Genomic DNA, 15,875 nt, shown 5'->3' on the forward strand with positions numbered 1-15,875 from the left:
CATAAAAGTAGGAAAAATCCGGTCATTATTCATAGCTAGACCAAGGACCATCAAAAAAAGAACCCAATTTGAACATTCAGATTGGGTTCTTTGCCTATATATTAAGACCTTATGAAAACGAAAGAACCTTTGGCTCTTGTACATCCACTATATTTTGGACCTCTGTGCCGTCAATCGTCTCTTTTTTCAACAGGACCTCTACAAGCTCTTCGTATTGTGAACGGTTTGATTCGATCAGTTTTTCCGTTTCTTGAATGGCCTGGGTGAAAAGGGCTTGCATTTTTTGTTCTTTCTCACCTTTATTGAATGTTAAGGTGAAGCCGTCTTGCAACATGCCCGTATCGACCATTTGTTCAAGCAAATGCTTTGCCTGTTGAACGTCTCCACCAACTCCGACACTATGTTCACCAAGAAACATTCTTTCTGCGACACCGCCTGCTAAAATCATTTTCACTTGATCTAGCAACTCACTTGCCGTAGCTAAATGAAGTTCTTTAGGAATCGGCGCCACATACCCAAGGGCCTCGCCACGAGGGATGATGGTCGCTTTTCGAACAGAACCCGGTTTAGTGAGGGCAGCAATCAGGGCATGTCCACTTTCATGAATGGCCACCCGCCGCTTTGTATCCATATCGCTCAACGTTCGGGAAGTAGCCCCTAGAATGGTCCGGTCAATCGCGTAATCAAGATCTTGTTTGCGAATCATTTCCTGATCATGACGTAGCGCATGACGAGAAGCTGTTTCAAACAAGGAACGTAAATCCGCCCCGGAGAACCCGGATGTACTCTCAGCTAATTCATCCAAGGAAGAAAGGACATCGGCCGCCAGTTTCTTCCCTTTTGTATGAATGGCAATGATTTCTTTTCTTCCGTTTGTATCAGGAATCGGCACCTGGAACGAGAAATCGATTCTGCCTGGACGAAGAAATGCCTCATCAAGCATGTCCTTTCTGTTTGTGGCTGCGACGAATAGAATGCCTTCGTTTGAATGGCCTCCGTCTAACTGGACAAGAAGTTCCGTCAAGGTTTTTTCAGCTTCTTCCCCACCATGGGCTTTCCGTTTACCGGCCAATGCGTCCACTTCGTCGATGAAAATGACAGCAGGTGATTGTTTCCGGGCATTTTGAAAAAGGCTACGCACACGAGCTGCCCCCACTCCAACGAACATTTCATTGAAGGCCGAACCGCTAGTCGAAAAGAAGTTGGCGCCCAATTCTTTTGCAATGGCCTGTGCCAATAATGTTTTCCCGGTTCCTGGAGGACCGTATAGTAAGATGCCTTGTGGAGGCTTGATTCCAATTTTAGCTGAACGCTCCGGTTCTTTTAGAGTGGTGAGGGTTTGCAGGATCTCTTGTTTGATTTCGGGTTGCAAACCACCTATATCGGCTAAGGTTATATCGGGAAGTGCTCTAGGTGTAGAGATATTTTGTTTCTTGCTTTTTACGCGTAAACCGCCTTTTGATTTCTTCTGTATAATAATTGCGGTTGTGACTAGTGCCGCCAGCAATCCGCCTAAAATCCATAATGCAGACTTATTTGTCGATGAAAATGAATAGCGAACGTTATAAGTTTCGACTAGTTTGTTGACCATTTGACTGTTCGGAGGGATGTTAGAGACATATTTACCTTCTGGTGTAGTGATATGAAGTGTTCCATTTCGCTTTTCTTCAATAGAGACGAGGGCACCATTTTGGGCCTGAATGGTCTTTTCAACGGACGAGAAAGGAACGACCATTTCTTTTGACTGAGTCACAACGTACCAAGATATAACACCAATTATCACAATGAACACCGTTATGAACGGCAGCAACTTCGAAACTAATTTTGAGTTCGAGTTCAATATTTCATCTCCTTTAAGAATATATATTCAGTATAAAATTTTTAAACGCGTTAACCATAGGTCATAAGTCCTAAAAATAAAGGTAAATACTTCCATGTTTTGATTTATGTGAGGGGTGCCGCTTTTCCCTAAGGACTGAGTCGGATAGTGGACATCCAGTTGTTAACCTGCATGATAGACTTTTTAAAAATGAAATGCTAAAGTGAAATGGTCTTAGTGATGAAAAAATATAAAGGTAGATGAGTTGAACATTTATGAATAAATTTATGAGGGATTATATGATTACGATGAAGGATATTGTTCGGGAAGGCGATCCAATTCTGCGTCAGGTGACTGATGAAGTTAGCCTGCCAATTTCTGACGAAGACCGAGAAACATTAGAATGCATGATGCAGTATTTAAAAAACAGCCAAGATCCTAAACTTCAAAAGAAGTACCACTTACGAGAAGGGGTAGGCTTGTCAGCCAACCAAATTGGCCTGAATAAACGAATGTTCGTTATGTATTTTCCAGATGAAAAAGGAAAGGTCTACGAATATGCTTTAGTGAATCCGAAAATTGTCAGCCATTCGGCATCCATGATTTACTTACCTCAAAGTGAAGGCTGCCTTTCTGTGGATCGTGATATCAAAGGATATGTGCCTCGTTATGAGCGGGTGAAAATTAAAGCATTGGACAGCAATGGAGAGAAAATCGAGATGCGATTGAAAGGATTTGCGGCGATTGTTTTTCAACATGAGCTGGACCATTTAAATGGAATGATGTTTTATGACCGAATCAATTCCGAGAATCCTTTCAAGCTTCCAGAAAATGTGGAAGTGAAGAGCTTATAATGGTAAAAAGGCAAAGCCCCCATGCTTTGCCTTTTTGCTTGTTTAAGGTTGTGACAGTGTTTGCTTTGCCAAATGCTTTTTTAAATCACTGAATATGGCCTTGCTCATATGCTGGTATCCTTCTGACGTAAGGTGAATGCCATCGTCACTGATTAAATGTTCCAGATCACCGGCAGACTTTATATAAGAACGCACATCGATCAATGGAACCTTCAAATCCTCGGCCAGTTTTTTTAACTGGCGGTTATACATGCCATGCCAATGTTCAATCCCACCGACTTGAGAGACAAAATGTCCGATGGATGGTCCGAATCGATCGGCAATCGACCGATAATATCTGGCGGGATCCAGTGGGGGAAGAGTTAAAAGAAAGGGTGTGACATGCTTGTCCTGAACTTGCTTGACGAGTTGAGTGATATTTTCAAGGTACCGTTCAATCGGAACGATAGGCTCATGGTCTCCTTCAGGATTCTTTGCGACTTCCTCCCAATGGAAATTACAATCGTTACCACCGACTTCTATCAATACGATATCGGGGTTTTCTGACATGACATCTTTCTGGACACGGCTAACTAGCAAGTCAGAATTGTCATTAAAGACCCCTTTATTCAAAACTTCAACGAATGGCAAGGACTCTGTCAACTTCGCTAAAGAGCTTGGGTAATTCTCTTTAATGATACGAAGCCGGCCTTTAACGTAGGAGATACCTCTTGTTAAACTATCTCCAAAACAGACAATTCTCAAAATTTTCACCTCGATCGGTTAATGTGTTACTTATCATTTTAGTGGCATAATTGTATTTCGGCAAACTAAAATTTTTCATTCTTGAAAGAATGTTGTTTTATTAAAAGGATACCCGATTTTCTTTAATGAAAACTTTAAAAAGCGCTGGAAATCCAGCGCTTAAACATTCAGTGTGACGGTTTTTCCTTTGGTGACGTTTCCACTCTTGCTTTTCCCATGAAGAAAACAACGATTGCTGCCAAACCAATAGGAATCAGGGCTAAAGTGAAGATTAATGATATCGAATCAGACATGGCATACACGATTTTATCCAGAATCATATCTGGAATTTGGGCCCGCGCATCTGACTGGAATAGCTGACGTGGATCCTGCGTAAGAACAGATGTTTCCGGCCCGCCTTGCATTCCTTTAAAGGCATCCGCCATCTTACTTGTGAAGGCGTTGTTCTGTATCGCCCCATAAATGGTAACGCCTAATGTCATCCCAAACGAACGGAGGAATGAATTGGTTGAGTTAGCAGACCCACGATACCTCGGTTCCAAGTTGTGGATGGAAGCGATCGGTAGAAGGGAGAATGAGAAGCCCATACCGAATCCAGTAAGAATCATATAACACGTTAGTAGTGTCCTGCTGGTTTCCGGGGTTAACGTTCCTAATAATAGCATTCCTGCAAAATAACAAACGACGGAAATCGTCATTAAGTTGCGGAAGCTGGTCTTGGAATTGAATATTCCCCCGATAGCACTACCGACAACGGACCCCAGCATCATTGGGGTTAGGATTAACCCTGCATTGGTAGCCGAACCTCCATAAACAGCCTGCACGAAAATCGGAATATATACAGTTAAAATGATGAACGTTCCGCCGTATAGGATTGCCAAGATCTGAGACGTTGCAAATAACCGCCTTTTAAATAACCATAATGAGATAATGGGATCTTTGGCCCTTTTTTCGAAAAAGAAAAATGAAACAAAAAACACGACAAAACTTGCAAACAAAGCAAGGATAGGAGATGAAGTCCATCCATACTCGCCACCAAGCTCGAGGGCGAACATTAAACTGACGACAGCGATAACGAGAGTCGCGGCCCCGCTATAATCGATTTTCTGTTCATGCGTATTGGCCTTTTCCTTGTAATAACGAAGAATGAAGAATAACGAGATGAAGCCGATTGGAACGTTGACGTAGAAAATCCAATGCCAGCTGGCATACTCCGTAATATAAGCTCCTAATAGAGGACCTAATACACTAGATGCCCCAAATACAGCCCCGAAAAGACCGGTAAGTTTCCCGCGTTTTTCAGGTGGGAAAATATCAAAGACGATGGTAAAGGCAATTGGCATCAAGGCACCTCCACCAATACCCTGAATGGCCCTGAAAATACTTAACTGGACAATGCTTTGAGCCATGCCGCATAGGGCAGACCCAATTAAAAAGACGACAAGCCCAAAAATGAAAAATCGCTTCCGACCGTACATATCGGAGAGTTTGCCGAATATCGGCATACTTGCCATCGTGGCGACCATATAGGCCGATGTCACCCAGACAAACTTATCGAACCCGCCTAAATCGGAAACAATCGTCCCCATGGCGGTTGCAACAATCGTATTATCCATTGCTGACATCAAAATTCCCAATAACAGTCCGGCAACTATAAACTTTTGATGTTTTGGTTGTTTCTCCAAAATGTTTTTTCCTCCCTTTTTATGAAACAATTCGTTTATTCATTTGCATGAATGAATGATAATCACTATTATGGAAACTAAATATTTATCTTGATTATCAAGATAAATTCAAGTGTAAAAGGGGTGGCATTTTATGTCAAGCGATAATGGGTTGAATTCAGACCTTTTAGAGAGTTTAACCCGGAGCCTGCAAAGGTACGGAATGAGGTCTGTATTGTTCCAACAGAATATGGCTCACAAAATAGGTGTGGCTCACACGGATTTAAAGACTGCTGAAATATTGAATGAAACGGGCCCTATTACAGCTGGAGAGCTGGCGAAGATTACAGGGTTGAGCACAGGCTCGGTCACGACGCTCATCGACCGTCTTGAAAAATCGGGCTATGTAAAAAGGGAAAGAGATCATATAGATGGTAGACGGGTAAAGATTGTCCCCATAGCATCAAGGCAAGAACAGATTAAATCACATTATCATTCACTATCTGCAGCCACAAAAGATCTTTGCACGTCCTATGAAGATAAAGAACTCACGATCATTCTTCGATTTATTGAAGATATTACGAAAATCATGGAAAAAGAAAATGAAATATTAATGAAAGAACGAAAAGAGTTCTTGAAATAAGTAATTATTTGTCCCCATAAGCTATTCACCAAATAAGGTTATAAAAGTATGGTCTACCTTGATAACTGAAATGTAAATTGGAACAAAATATATATTGATAATGATTCTCACTACTGCTAATATAAATCTAGAATTAATATATATTTTCAGGGGAGAGTTTAGAGTATGAAAACGAAAGCAACCTTAGCCGTTTTATTATCAACCAGCCTATTATTTGGGTGTTCGCAGAAAAATGAAGAAACCAAGCCTGCAGAGGTGGATGCTAAGGAGACAAGTGCGAGTGCGCTGGATGGTGTATCCAACGACTATCGGGAATTTGCGATAGGTGAAATAGAAGAGTTTGTAAAAGCGACGGAAGAATTCACGACGGCAGTAACGTCTGGAGACATTGAAAAAGCGAAGCAGTTATATGCACCGGCTCGCATGCATTATGAGCGCGCTGAACCTATCGCTGAAATTTTTGGAGATCTTGATCCTAAAATCGATGCGCGTGAGGGTGATGTTGAGGAAAAAGAGTGGGGCGGATACCACCGAATTGAGATGGGGTTATGGGAAGAAAACACAACAAAGGGTTATGAAGAGTATGCTGAACAATTAATGAAGGACGTTAATTTGTTGCGTGCTAAAGTGGAAACAGTAGAAGTAACACCTGATGTGTTAATCACTGGGGCCGTTGACTTACTTAATGAAGTGTCAACATCCAAGGTGACTGGAGAAGAAGACCGCTATTCTCATACGGATTTGTATGATTTCGTTGCAAATGTAGAGGGCGCTGAAAAAATATATGAATTATTGACACCTGCCCTTAAGGAAAAAGACGAGGCGCTTACAACTGAAATCAAAGAGCGTTTTGCCGGAGTTTACAGCTTGCTTGAAAAACATAAAGATGGTGATGGATACGTTTCTTATACGGATTTAACAAAATCCGAGGTTAAATCATTAAGCCAGGCTATCGACGCTTTAGCTGAGCCACTTTCGCAAATAGGAATTGTAATGGAGGAGTCTTAATTGAAAGAACAAATATCAAATGACGAAACTTCACTTTTTTCCAAAAAGGTAAGCCGTCGTGATATGTTGAAAACAGCTGGCATCGGTGGGGTTGGAGTTGTAATAGGCGCATCGGGCCTAGGCGGGATGCTAGCTCTATCTGACTCAAAGGCAAAGGGACAAACGAATGATACTGTCCCTTTCTATGGGCCTCATCAAGCGGGAATCACTACAGAAGCTCAGGATAATCTTTATTTTGCTTCGTTAGAAGTGACATCCGAAAAAAGGTCAGACTTAATTCAATTATTTAAAGATTGGACAGCAGCGGCGGCCCAGATGACATCTGGCAAATCGGTAGGCGAAGCTTCCTCGAACAGGAGCATGCCACCAAAAGATACAGGGGAAGTAGAAGAATTATCCCCCTCTAACTTGACGATCACCTTTGGAGTAGGTCCTAGTCTATTTACGAAGAATGGGAAAGACCGCTTTGGCTTGAAGTCTAAACAACCTGCCGAATTGAAAGATCTTCCTTCATTTTCTTTAGATGCCTTAGAAGAATCATGGAGTGGAGGGGACATTTGCATTCAAGCCTGCGCAGACGATCTCCAGGTTGCGTTTCATGCCGTCCGGAATCTGGTGAGGATCGGTAGAGGAAAGACGATAATCCATTGGGCTCAAACAGGTTTTCAACGTACGAAAAAGGCTGATTCTCAAAAAACGACGCCTCGTAATTTGTTTGGTTTTAAAGATGGAACCGTGAATCCGGATACGAAGAAAAGCAGTGAGATGAACCAACATGTCTGGGTAAAGCCGGGGGATGGCCCTTCTTGGCTTGCAGGCGGTAGCTATATGGTCGTCCGCCGAATTCAAATGTACATTGAAGTGTGGGATCGGACCACGTTGAAAGAGCAGGAAAATACATTTGGTCGTCATCGTGACAGCGGTGCCCCATTAGGGATGAAGAATGAATTCGATACGGTTGATGAACATGTTAAGGATGAAAACGGAAATCGGGTCATTCCTGAAAACTCCCATATGATCCTATCCCGTGGTGATGGAACAGCTAAGATTCTGCGACGTCCCTATTCATATGCTGATGGAATGGATCCTAAGACTGGAAGCTTCAATGCGGGGCTTCTGTTTATTTGTTTCCAACGAAGCCCAAGTAAACAATTTATCCCGATGCAAGAACGTCTTTCAAAGAATGATAAGTTAAATGAATATATCATCCACCGGGGGAGCGCTATATTTGCTTGCTTGCCGGGTGTAAAAAAAGGTGGCTATATCGGGGAGTCCCTTTTCGGATGAATTTAGTAAAATGAGAGACCATAAAATCGCCAGCATGGATGGGAATCCGGGTTGGCGGTTTTTATCATAAAAGGGGAGTTTGTCATGTCTGTTTTTAAATGGAGAACGGGATTGTTCGTTTTATTAACTAGTTTCATATTTTTAATGTCTGCTATACCAGGTGTTTCAGCCGGGGAAAATCACGATCAGCTTTTCGTATATATTGGAGACAGCCTAATGAAAGTGAAGTCTGGAGATCTTGAATCGGTTTCCAGTAATCTCTCTCTTTTTGAAAAGGACTGGAATGTGATAAAAACGGACAGTGAGGATGCCAAAAAAGTTGACGATTCATTACTGTCTTTGAAAAACGCTGTGAATAATCAAGAAGACGCAGGAGAAATGAAAAAGAAGTTATCCGCTTTATCAAGTGCCCTTGTTCAGTATGATACGGCAGAAAATCCGGTTGATAAAACCGATTATAAAGATCGCCTAGAAGCGTTACTTCCATTAATCGATGATTTAGATGCGACGATTAGCGAAGAGGACTTCAGCAAAGCTAAAAGTCAGTATCAAAACCTCCTCAATCAATGGAATAATGCGGAACTTGTAGTACGGGAGGAAAGTGTTGCTTCGTACGGTAAGATGGAAACCTATATGGCCTTTGTTCGGATAGCCATCACGCAGGATCCTCCAGATCCAGAAAAGGCACGAACTAATCTTGACGAACTGAAAGGGCTAATTCAAGGCTTTCTGGAAGGCAAGGTAGAAAAAGAAGACCAGCAGACTTATACGTTGAGCGATGTAACAGACCTTCTACAAAGTAGTGTTAAGGATATGGAAGGAAACGATATCAATTCGGCAATTGACCAGTTGAATGAAGTATTAATGATTTGGCCAAATGTCGAAGGAGAAGTTTCTACGAGGGACAGTAAGCTGTACAGTGACATGGAGACTAAGGTACCAACCGCCATTAGCTTACTGCAATCGAAGAAGATACAAGCAAAGGAAGCGAAAGAAATCGTTTCCGATTTACATGCACGACTACTTCCTTTAATTGATGATACGAGCTATACGACATGGGATGCGGCCTTGATTCTTTTACGTGAGGGACTGGAAGCTCTCCTTATCGTGGCAACACTGTTGTCCTTCCTAAAGAAAATTGGACAGGCAGACAAACAAAAGTGGATTTGGTCTGGCGTCGGGGCTGGCTTGGCAGCAAGTGCAATCCTTGCCGTTATTATCAATATTGTATTTTCACAGATTACCGCTGCCTCAAGCCGGGAGTATATTGAAGGAATCACGGGCATAATCGCAGTGCTAATGATGCTGACCATCGGAATGTGGCTTCATAGTAAATCGAACATCCATGCATGGAACCGTTATATCGGCAAGCAAATGGACCATGCTATTGCAACAGGCAGTATCTTGTCTTTTGCGTTAATTAGTTTCCTATCGATTTTCCGAGAAGGAGCGGAGACGATCATCTTTTATACCGGAATGGCTCCGTATATGGAACTGAAACAGCTATTGACCGGGATATTGATTGCCTGCTTGATATTGATGGTCATTGGTTTCGTCATGCTCCGTTACAGCGTTAAGCTACCGATGACGGTCTTTTTCAAAGTGGCGACGATCTTCATCTATGCATTGGCATTTAAGATTCTTGGTGTCTCCATCCATGCACTTCAAGTTTCTCAAGTGATTAAGACGCATACACTTCACACGTTCCCGTTCATTGAATGGATCGGCCTTTATCCGACAGTGGAAACGATAGTACCTCAAATGGTATTGTTACTCCTGATTATAGTGGCTGCGATTTGGGTTAAAAAGAATAATTCTGCAGTTGCATAAAAAAGCAGGCCTGACATTAATCATGTCAGGCCTCCCTTTTTAATGAAGAGAACGGCGATAAGTATATTGTTTCCATTGATAAAGGATGAAGCAACCAATGCAGAATCCAAGGATGGCAATAAATGAGGCCATCCCGACCATTACGGTTAGCACATAGCCGATAACGTTGAAGCCCAGTAAGAAGGAGAGTAAGCCGAAACCTAGGCAAACCACTGCAATAACCTGGTTAAACTGTTGCTGTGCAGGATCTTCAGGAATGTATTTAGAGGGGTCCTTCTTCAGAAAGAGCTTTGCAAGGCGCATAACCGGATTAAAATGTAAAAGAAGACCAGATAGCCCCGCTACTAAAGGTATGGCCAGTATCCATTTTTGATCGGTTGCTAAAGCGAGGACTACGCTTAAAAATATGACCCACTGATTTGTTCGGACTAGAGGACGCGGAATGGGATGGATTTTATCTGACAAATTAAAAACCAACCTTTCTGATGAGTTTTATATTATTTTATCTGTTTATACATGATTTGGGAAGGGGAATTTTTTAGTTTATAATTATTTTAATTTAGTATTGATTATTATAAGAGAGGTAGTATAATACTAATATGAAATAAAAAGGAGGACGGTATGATGGTAGCAAAAGTTTGTGAAACATGCGGTACACCAATAAAAAGATTAAAACACTCTTCTTTATGCCAATGCGGTCCCAAAATACTGAGTAATCCATTCTCAACAAAAACAAAAAAATAATCGATTATCATAAAAATATAGTAAACCGGCTATTGGCATGATAGTCGGTTTTTTTGTCTATATAGAAGGGTATAGGTAAATGCCTTTCTATATTTATTAGGTAATCCATAATAAATATTTTTCAAAAGAATAGAAATGTTGTAGGATTAGAGAATAGGTGAAAATGTCACGGTAGGATATGGAGTAGTCCTCCAGAAGGCCAAAACCATCACGTGACGGTTGGGAGGGGTTATATTGGGAACGAGACATTGAAAATCGGTGAGCTGGCAAGCATGGCAAATGTTACGAAGCGAACGGTGGACTATTACACGAATAAGGGTCTGCTAAAAGCAGAACGTTCCGCCTCTAACTACCGCTATTACTCAGTTGAGGAACTTGAGCGATTGCGCCTTATTGAGAAATATAAAAGAAAAAACTTTTCTTTGGAAGAGATAAAAGAACTTGTAAAACCAAATGCGAAGCCCCTTACTGAAATCGAGGAAACGGGACTTCAACTAAAAAGTAAAATGGATGGCTTGAATGAGGAATTGCGGGAAGTGATTAGCCTGATTGAAAAGGATGGAAAAAATGAACTTCTTCTAAAAAAACAGGTTTCTCATGAAAGCATTGCGTTGATTCAATCATTATTAGTGTTGTTAATTTAAAGAAAATTATCCCGATAGTTTATTGCACGAAGGTGCATATTACTCTTAAGGGCATTTCACTAAATGGTTTAGGATACGACATTCATATTTCGTTTGACATAATAGAAATCACCATTTATACAGGAGGTGCTTGGGACTGAACTATTGATTCTTTTCATATAACTAGGATAAGGAATCGGTGGGAAACCCGAACATATTGGAGATATTTATAAAATTATTAGCAGTAGCTGTATTAATAGCATTAACCGCATTTTTTGTTGCCTCGGAATTTGCAATCGTTAAAGTCAGAAGTTCCCGCATCAATCAATTGATTGAAGAGGGAAATAAAAGTGCACTGGCAGCAAAAAAAGTGATTTCACATATCGATGAGTATTTATCTGCATGTCAACTGGGGATAACAGTCACTGCATTAGGATTGGGTTGGTTGGGTGAACCCACAGTGGAGGCTATTCTTGAACCCCTATTCCATAGATGGGGTGTCGAGGAATCGTTAAGTCACATTCTTTCTTTCGTGATTGCTTTTGCGTCCGTTACATTCTTACACGTTGTTATTGGTGAACTTGCGCCAAAAACGGTTGCAATTCAAAAGGCTGAGGAAATAACGTTACTGTTCTCTAAGCCATTGATTCTTTTTTACCGCATATTATACCCATTCATCTGGGTATTGAATGGTTCGGCACGTGTCCTTACAGGCATGTTTGGATTAAAGCCGGCTTCCGAGACTGAAATGGCTCACTCGGAAGAAGAACTGCGGATTATCTTATCGGAAAGCTACAAAAGTGGTGAGATCAATCAATCGGAATATAAATATGTAAATCAAATTTTTGAATTTGATGAGCGTAATGCCAATGAAATCATGGTTCCGAGAACGGAAATGACTGTTATTGAAATAGGAATGCCACTATTGGAAGTTGTGGAGCTCATTCAAGAAGAACAGTATACACGTTACCCTGTCATAGATGGTGATAAGGATAATGTAGTGGGAATGGTCAATATTAAACGTCTTTATACAGCGACCATCACCGAGAAGAATGTTTCGGAATTGACGGTGGATAGTTTCGTTACACCCGTGATACGGGTTCTGGAAACTATTCCTATCCATGACTTGCTTCTGAAAATGCAGAAGGAACGGATTCATATGGCTGTTTTGACTGATGAGTATGGTGGTACAGCTGGTCTAGTTACGGTGGAAGATATACTTGAAGAAATCGTCGGGGAAATCCGTGATGAATTTGACCAGGATGAACGACCACTTATCCAAAAAGTAGATGAGGGACATTATGTTTTTGATGCAAAGACGTTAATTGAAGATGTTAATGATACCCTTGCCATCCAATTACCTGAAGATGATATAGATACTTTGGGAGGATGGTTCCTGACAGGTAGATTTGAAATTGCCGTTGGTGACCAAATTGAATTTGAAGGATATAATTTTACCGTCACAGAGATGGATGGCCATCATGTTTTATATGTTGAAGTAAAAAAAATCAAATAATCATAGGTGGAAAATCGGGCGTGTGTAGCGTCCGGTTTTTTTGTTTGGGTTAGAAGATGGTATCCCAGTAAAAATGCCGGATTTTAGGATAGTTCAAAGGTAGGATTCTGGTTGAAATGGCCATTCAAATGTTGGAAAAGTGACGCTCAAGGTATCTATTTACTGTATAAGAATGATAAAATAGGGAGTGGACATTAAATCTTGCTGCATAACCAAATGCAAGTTAAATAGGATGGAATGTAAGGGATAGGCTCATATATTTGGAGTGGTAAATAATATTCGCTTACTATAAATAATGAAAAAAGGCGGGTGGGTAAAATGGGTTTTAAGAGAAAACAAATGCTGGGATTCGGTTTAATCCTGCTTTTTTTAGCTATACTCCTTTCTTTTATGGTGTTTACACTCAATAATCTAAAAGGCAGTATGACTGAAATCGTGGAGGACCGTTATTATAAAGTTTCTGCCGCGATGGAAATACGCCAGTTGTTTACACAGTCAGACCGTGAAATTTTATTTGCGGCAAATGAGGCCAACAAGGCAGAAAGAGCGGAAAGCCTTAAAGTCATCAATGAAAACCACAGCCTGATTGAGTCGCAAATCGCTGAATTGTCGGGTACGTTAAATAAAGCGAAGGCAAGGCAATTATTGAAAGAGTTTGAAACACAATATGCCACATACTCTATAACCGAGGCACAAATCATCCAAAACATACAATCGAAAAACCCAACGACGGACATTAGCAGACTAATGGATGATCAAAGGGATAAGCGGACAAAGGTTATCAGTACGATGGGTGCTTTTAAAAATTATCAAGAAAGTGTTATGAATGATACGTTAAGTAATGCGAAGCAAACCTATGAAGATATGATTAATTTCACTATTTTCGCAGTCATCCTTAGTATTCTAGTCATTTCCTTGACTGTCGCATGGATGATACGCAGCACATCAAAAGATTTGCAATCCATTACGAAGGTCATCAACAATATTGATTTTAAAAATTTATCGGTTGTACCGAGAATTCCTATTCGCACAAATGATGAAATAGGCGATATCGCTCGTTCCTTCAATGAAATGGCCGTATCACTTGAAACGTATAATCGTAAGGAAAAAGAGTTCACTGAGAAAATTAGCGAGCGCAACTGGATACAAACCCGAGTTGCTGATATTGCGACCATGTACCAACGCATTGTTGATGTAGAAGTGCTTGCTGACAGGTTCATCACCAGACTTGCACCGATGATGGGGGCGTCTCTTGGGGCGTTTTATATCAGACGCGGTGAAGGGGAAAATATGCGTTTTGTAAAAATCTCCAGTTTCGCAGGCGATGGTGAAGGTGCGGGAAGACGTGAATTCCGTATGGGGGAAGGCTTGATTGGCCAATGCGCCCTTGAAAGAAAAATAGAATTCATTGAGAAGATTCCCGAAGACTTCCACTTGGTTACAACAGGGTTAGGTGAAGTAAACCCTAAAAGTATCGTTATTGCTCCCGTCATTTTTGAGGATGAAGTGGTAGCTATGGTCGAATTGGCAAGCTTGGAGAATTACTCTAAATTGCAGAAACATTTCTTGACTCAAGTCTTGGACACTTTGGGGATTACAATCAACAATGTCGAAGGCCGAATGGAAATTGAACGCCTATTGAAAGAGTCACAAGCACAGACTGAAGAGCTACAAGCTCAATCAGAAGAATTGCAATCCCAGTCAGAAGAAATGCAGGCCCAATCAGAGGAACTGCAGACACAGGCTGAGGAATTGCGGATGATTAACGAGCAATTAGAAGAGAGAAACCGTGAAACGGAAGACAAATCAAAAGAGCTTCAAATTGCCAAACTAAATCTTGAAAAACAAGCAGAAGAATTAAAACTAAGTTCAAAATACAAATCCGAATTCATGGCCAATATGTCCCATGAATTACGGACACCGCTTAATAGCATCTTGATTCTGTCGGAAATGCTATCTGACACGAATGACAGTAAATTGAATGAGGAACAGAAGGAATTCGCCCGTGTCATTAATTCGTCCGGTCAGGATTTATTAACGCTCATCAATGACATACTGGACTTATCAAAAGTCGAGGTTGGGAAGCTTGAAGTTGTCTTTGAGGAAATGAATATGAGTGAGTTACCGGAATTGTTACATCGAAACTTCGATCACGTAGCGAAGAAGAAGAATATCGATTTCATCGTTAGAAAAGATAAGGATGTACCTGATATTTTCTTCACTGATGAACAGCGGTTCCAACAAATTCTTAAAAACCTGTTGTCCAATGCTTTTAAATTCACCGAAAAAGGTTCAGTCTCTGTTCAGATTAAAAAGGCTGACGAAGAAAAAGTCGCACAATGGATTCAAACGAAAGGTGCGAGCAATTGGGTTGAAATCAATGTGAAGGACACGGGCATTGGAATTTCGAAAGAAAAGCAAAAATTAATATTCGAAGCGTTCCAACAAGGCGATGGAGCGACGATGAGGAAATATGGCGGTACCGGACTTGGACTTTCCATATGCCGCGAGTTTGCTAAATTACTAGGCGGATGGGTTATAGTGGATAGCCAAGAGGGTGAAGGCAGTACGTTCACCTTCTTCATTCCAAGCATGCCAGAAGGCTTTAAAAACATGGGAGAAGCGATTGCTGCTTCCCCGGAAGTGGCAGCGGCCAGCCATGAAGGAACTCCCGCTAGCGTAGTGGACGAGAAACCGGATGTGGTGATACTTGATGATGATTCACAAGAGAACGCTAATCCTTTCCGCGGCAAGTCGGTCTTGGTAGTGGACGATGATCGCCGTAATATCTTTGCTTTGACAAACGCTCTGAAAAATGAGGGCATGGAAATCCTTACAGCGGAAAATGGCTATGAATGTTTGGAAATCCTTGATAAAGGAAAGAGTATAGATGCCATATTAATGGATATCATGATGCCAGGCATGGATGGTTATGAAACAATGACTAGAATCCGTGAACAAAATGAGTTTGATAATCTCCCAATCATTGCCTTAACCGCTAAGGCGATGAAAGGTGACAGGGAAAAATGTATAAGAGCCGGTGCATCTGACTATGTAAGTAAACCATTGAAATTGGAACAGTTACTGTCTGTTCTTCGCGTATGGCTAACGAATTAATAGTACGGGTAAGGAAGGTTTTAATG

The 15,875-nt window shown here is 41.2% G+C and carries 12 protein-coding genes; 8 read left to right on the forward strand and 4 right to left on the reverse strand.

The window, feature by feature from the left end; genetic code table 11:
* Window positions 1-109: 109 nt before the first annotated feature.
* Window positions 110-1,840 (reverse strand): AAA family ATPase, encoded by a 1,731-nt coding sequence (locus tag AC503W_RS01225; RefSeq protein ID WP_494915724.1) that lies wholly within the window; start codon window positions 1,838-1,840, stop codon window positions 110-112.
* Window positions 1,841-2,094: 254 nt separating this feature from the next.
* Between AC503W_RS01225 and def the strand changes: the two genes are divergently transcribed.
* Window positions 2,095-2,673, forward strand: coding sequence for a peptide deformylase (gene def / locus AC503W_RS01230; protein ID WP_402875621.1), 579 nt, complete (start codon window positions 2,095-2,097; stop codon window positions 2,671-2,673).
* A gap of 42 nt (window positions 2,674-2,715) precedes the next feature.
* Here the strand turns inward: def and AC503W_RS01235 are convergent, their stop codons facing one another.
* Both AC503W_RS01235 and AC503W_RS01240 read right to left on the reverse strand, forming a co-directional pair.
* Window positions 2,716-3,417, reverse strand: coding sequence for an SGNH/GDSL hydrolase family protein (locus AC503W_RS01235; protein ID WP_407406346.1), 702 nt, complete (start codon window positions 3,415-3,417; stop codon window positions 2,716-2,718).
* Between the two features lie 167 nt (window positions 3,418-3,584).
* Window positions 3,585-5,102 (reverse strand): MDR family MFS transporter, encoded by a 1,518-nt coding sequence (locus AC503W_RS01240; protein ID WP_402959230.1) that lies wholly within the window; start codon window positions 5,100-5,102, stop codon window positions 3,585-3,587.
* 133 nt (window positions 5,103-5,235) lie between these two features.
* Between AC503W_RS01240 and AC503W_RS01245 the strand changes: the two genes are divergently transcribed.
* The 4 genes from AC503W_RS01245 to AC503W_RS01260 all read left to right on the forward strand — a co-directional run bounded on the left by AC503W_RS01245 (window position 5,236) and on the right by AC503W_RS01260 (window position 9,849).
* Window positions 5,236-5,724 (forward strand): MarR family winged helix-turn-helix transcriptional regulator, encoded by a 489-nt coding sequence (locus tag AC503W_RS01245; RefSeq protein ID WP_402991422.1) that lies wholly within the window; start codon window positions 5,236-5,238, stop codon window positions 5,722-5,724.
* A gap of 165 nt (window positions 5,725-5,889) precedes the next feature.
* The gene (gene efeO / locus AC503W_RS01250) at window positions 5,890-6,732 is read left to right on the forward strand and encodes an iron uptake system protein EfeO (protein WP_402875627.1); all 843 of its coding nucleotides are present in this window, start codon (window positions 5,890-5,892) and stop codon (window positions 6,730-6,732) included.
* Window positions 6,733-8,019: an iron uptake transporter deferrochelatase/peroxidase subunit gene (gene efeB / locus AC503W_RS01255; RefSeq protein ID WP_402991425.1), complete on the forward strand. Its 1,287-nt coding sequence runs from the start codon at window positions 6,733-6,735 to the stop codon at window positions 8,017-8,019.
* Between the two features lie 84 nt (window positions 8,020-8,103).
* The gene (locus AC503W_RS01260; protein ID WP_494915727.1) at window positions 8,104-9,849 is read left to right on the forward strand and encodes an FTR1 family iron permease; all 1,746 of its coding nucleotides are present in this window, start codon (window positions 8,104-8,106) and stop codon (window positions 9,847-9,849) included.
* A gap of 39 nt (window positions 9,850-9,888) precedes the next feature.
* Here AC503W_RS01260 and AC503W_RS01265 read toward each other — a convergent pair whose 3' ends face one another.
* On the reverse strand, window positions 9,889-10,314 hold the full coding sequence (locus tag AC503W_RS01265) for a DUF4395 domain-containing protein (protein ID WP_494915728.1): 426 nt from the start codon (window positions 10,312-10,314) through the stop codon (window positions 9,889-9,891).
* Between the two features lie 491 nt (window positions 10,315-10,805).
* Here AC503W_RS01265 and AC503W_RS01270 point away from each other — a divergent pair, with 491 nt between their 5' ends.
* The 3 genes from AC503W_RS01270 to AC503W_RS01280 all read left to right on the forward strand — a co-directional run bounded on the left by AC503W_RS01270 (window position 10,806) and on the right by AC503W_RS01280 (window position 15,849).
* Window positions 10,806-11,237, forward strand: coding sequence for a MerR family transcriptional regulator (locus AC503W_RS01270; protein WP_402959220.1), 432 nt, complete (start codon window positions 10,806-10,808; stop codon window positions 11,235-11,237).
* 196 nt (window positions 11,238-11,433) lie between these two features.
* Window positions 11,434-12,732, forward strand: a complete 1,299-nt coding sequence (locus AC503W_RS01275) for a hemolysin family protein (RefSeq protein ID WP_402875637.1) — start codon at window positions 11,434-11,436, stop codon at window positions 12,730-12,732.
* Window positions 12,733-13,050: 318 nt separating this feature from the next.
* On the forward strand, window positions 13,051-15,849 hold the full coding sequence (locus AC503W_RS01280) for a response regulator (RefSeq protein WP_402959218.1): 2,799 nt from the start codon (window positions 13,051-13,053) through the stop codon (window positions 15,847-15,849).
* Window positions 15,850-15,875: the final 26 nt, after the last annotated feature.

This window comes from Peribacillus suis, from assembly GCF_059384845.1.

Coding starts and splice junctions, on each gene's coding strand:
- def (WP_402875621.1), top strand. CDS start 2,095: ATGAATAAATTTATGAGGGATTATATGATTACGATGAAGGATATTGTT.
- AC503W_RS01245 (WP_402991422.1), top strand. CDS start 5,236: ATGTCAAGCGATAATGGGTTGAATTCAGACCTTTTAGAGAGTTTAACC.
- efeO (WP_402875627.1), top strand. CDS start 5,890: ATGAAAACGAAAGCAACCTTAGCCGTTTTATTATCAACCAGCCTATTA.
- AC503W_RS01260 (WP_494915727.1), top strand. CDS start 8,104: ATGTCTGTTTTTAAATGGAGAACGGGATTGTTCGTTTTATTAACTAGT.
- AC503W_RS01280 (WP_402959218.1), top strand. CDS start 13,051: ATGGGTTTTAAGAGAAAACAAATGCTGGGATTCGGTTTAATCCTGCTT.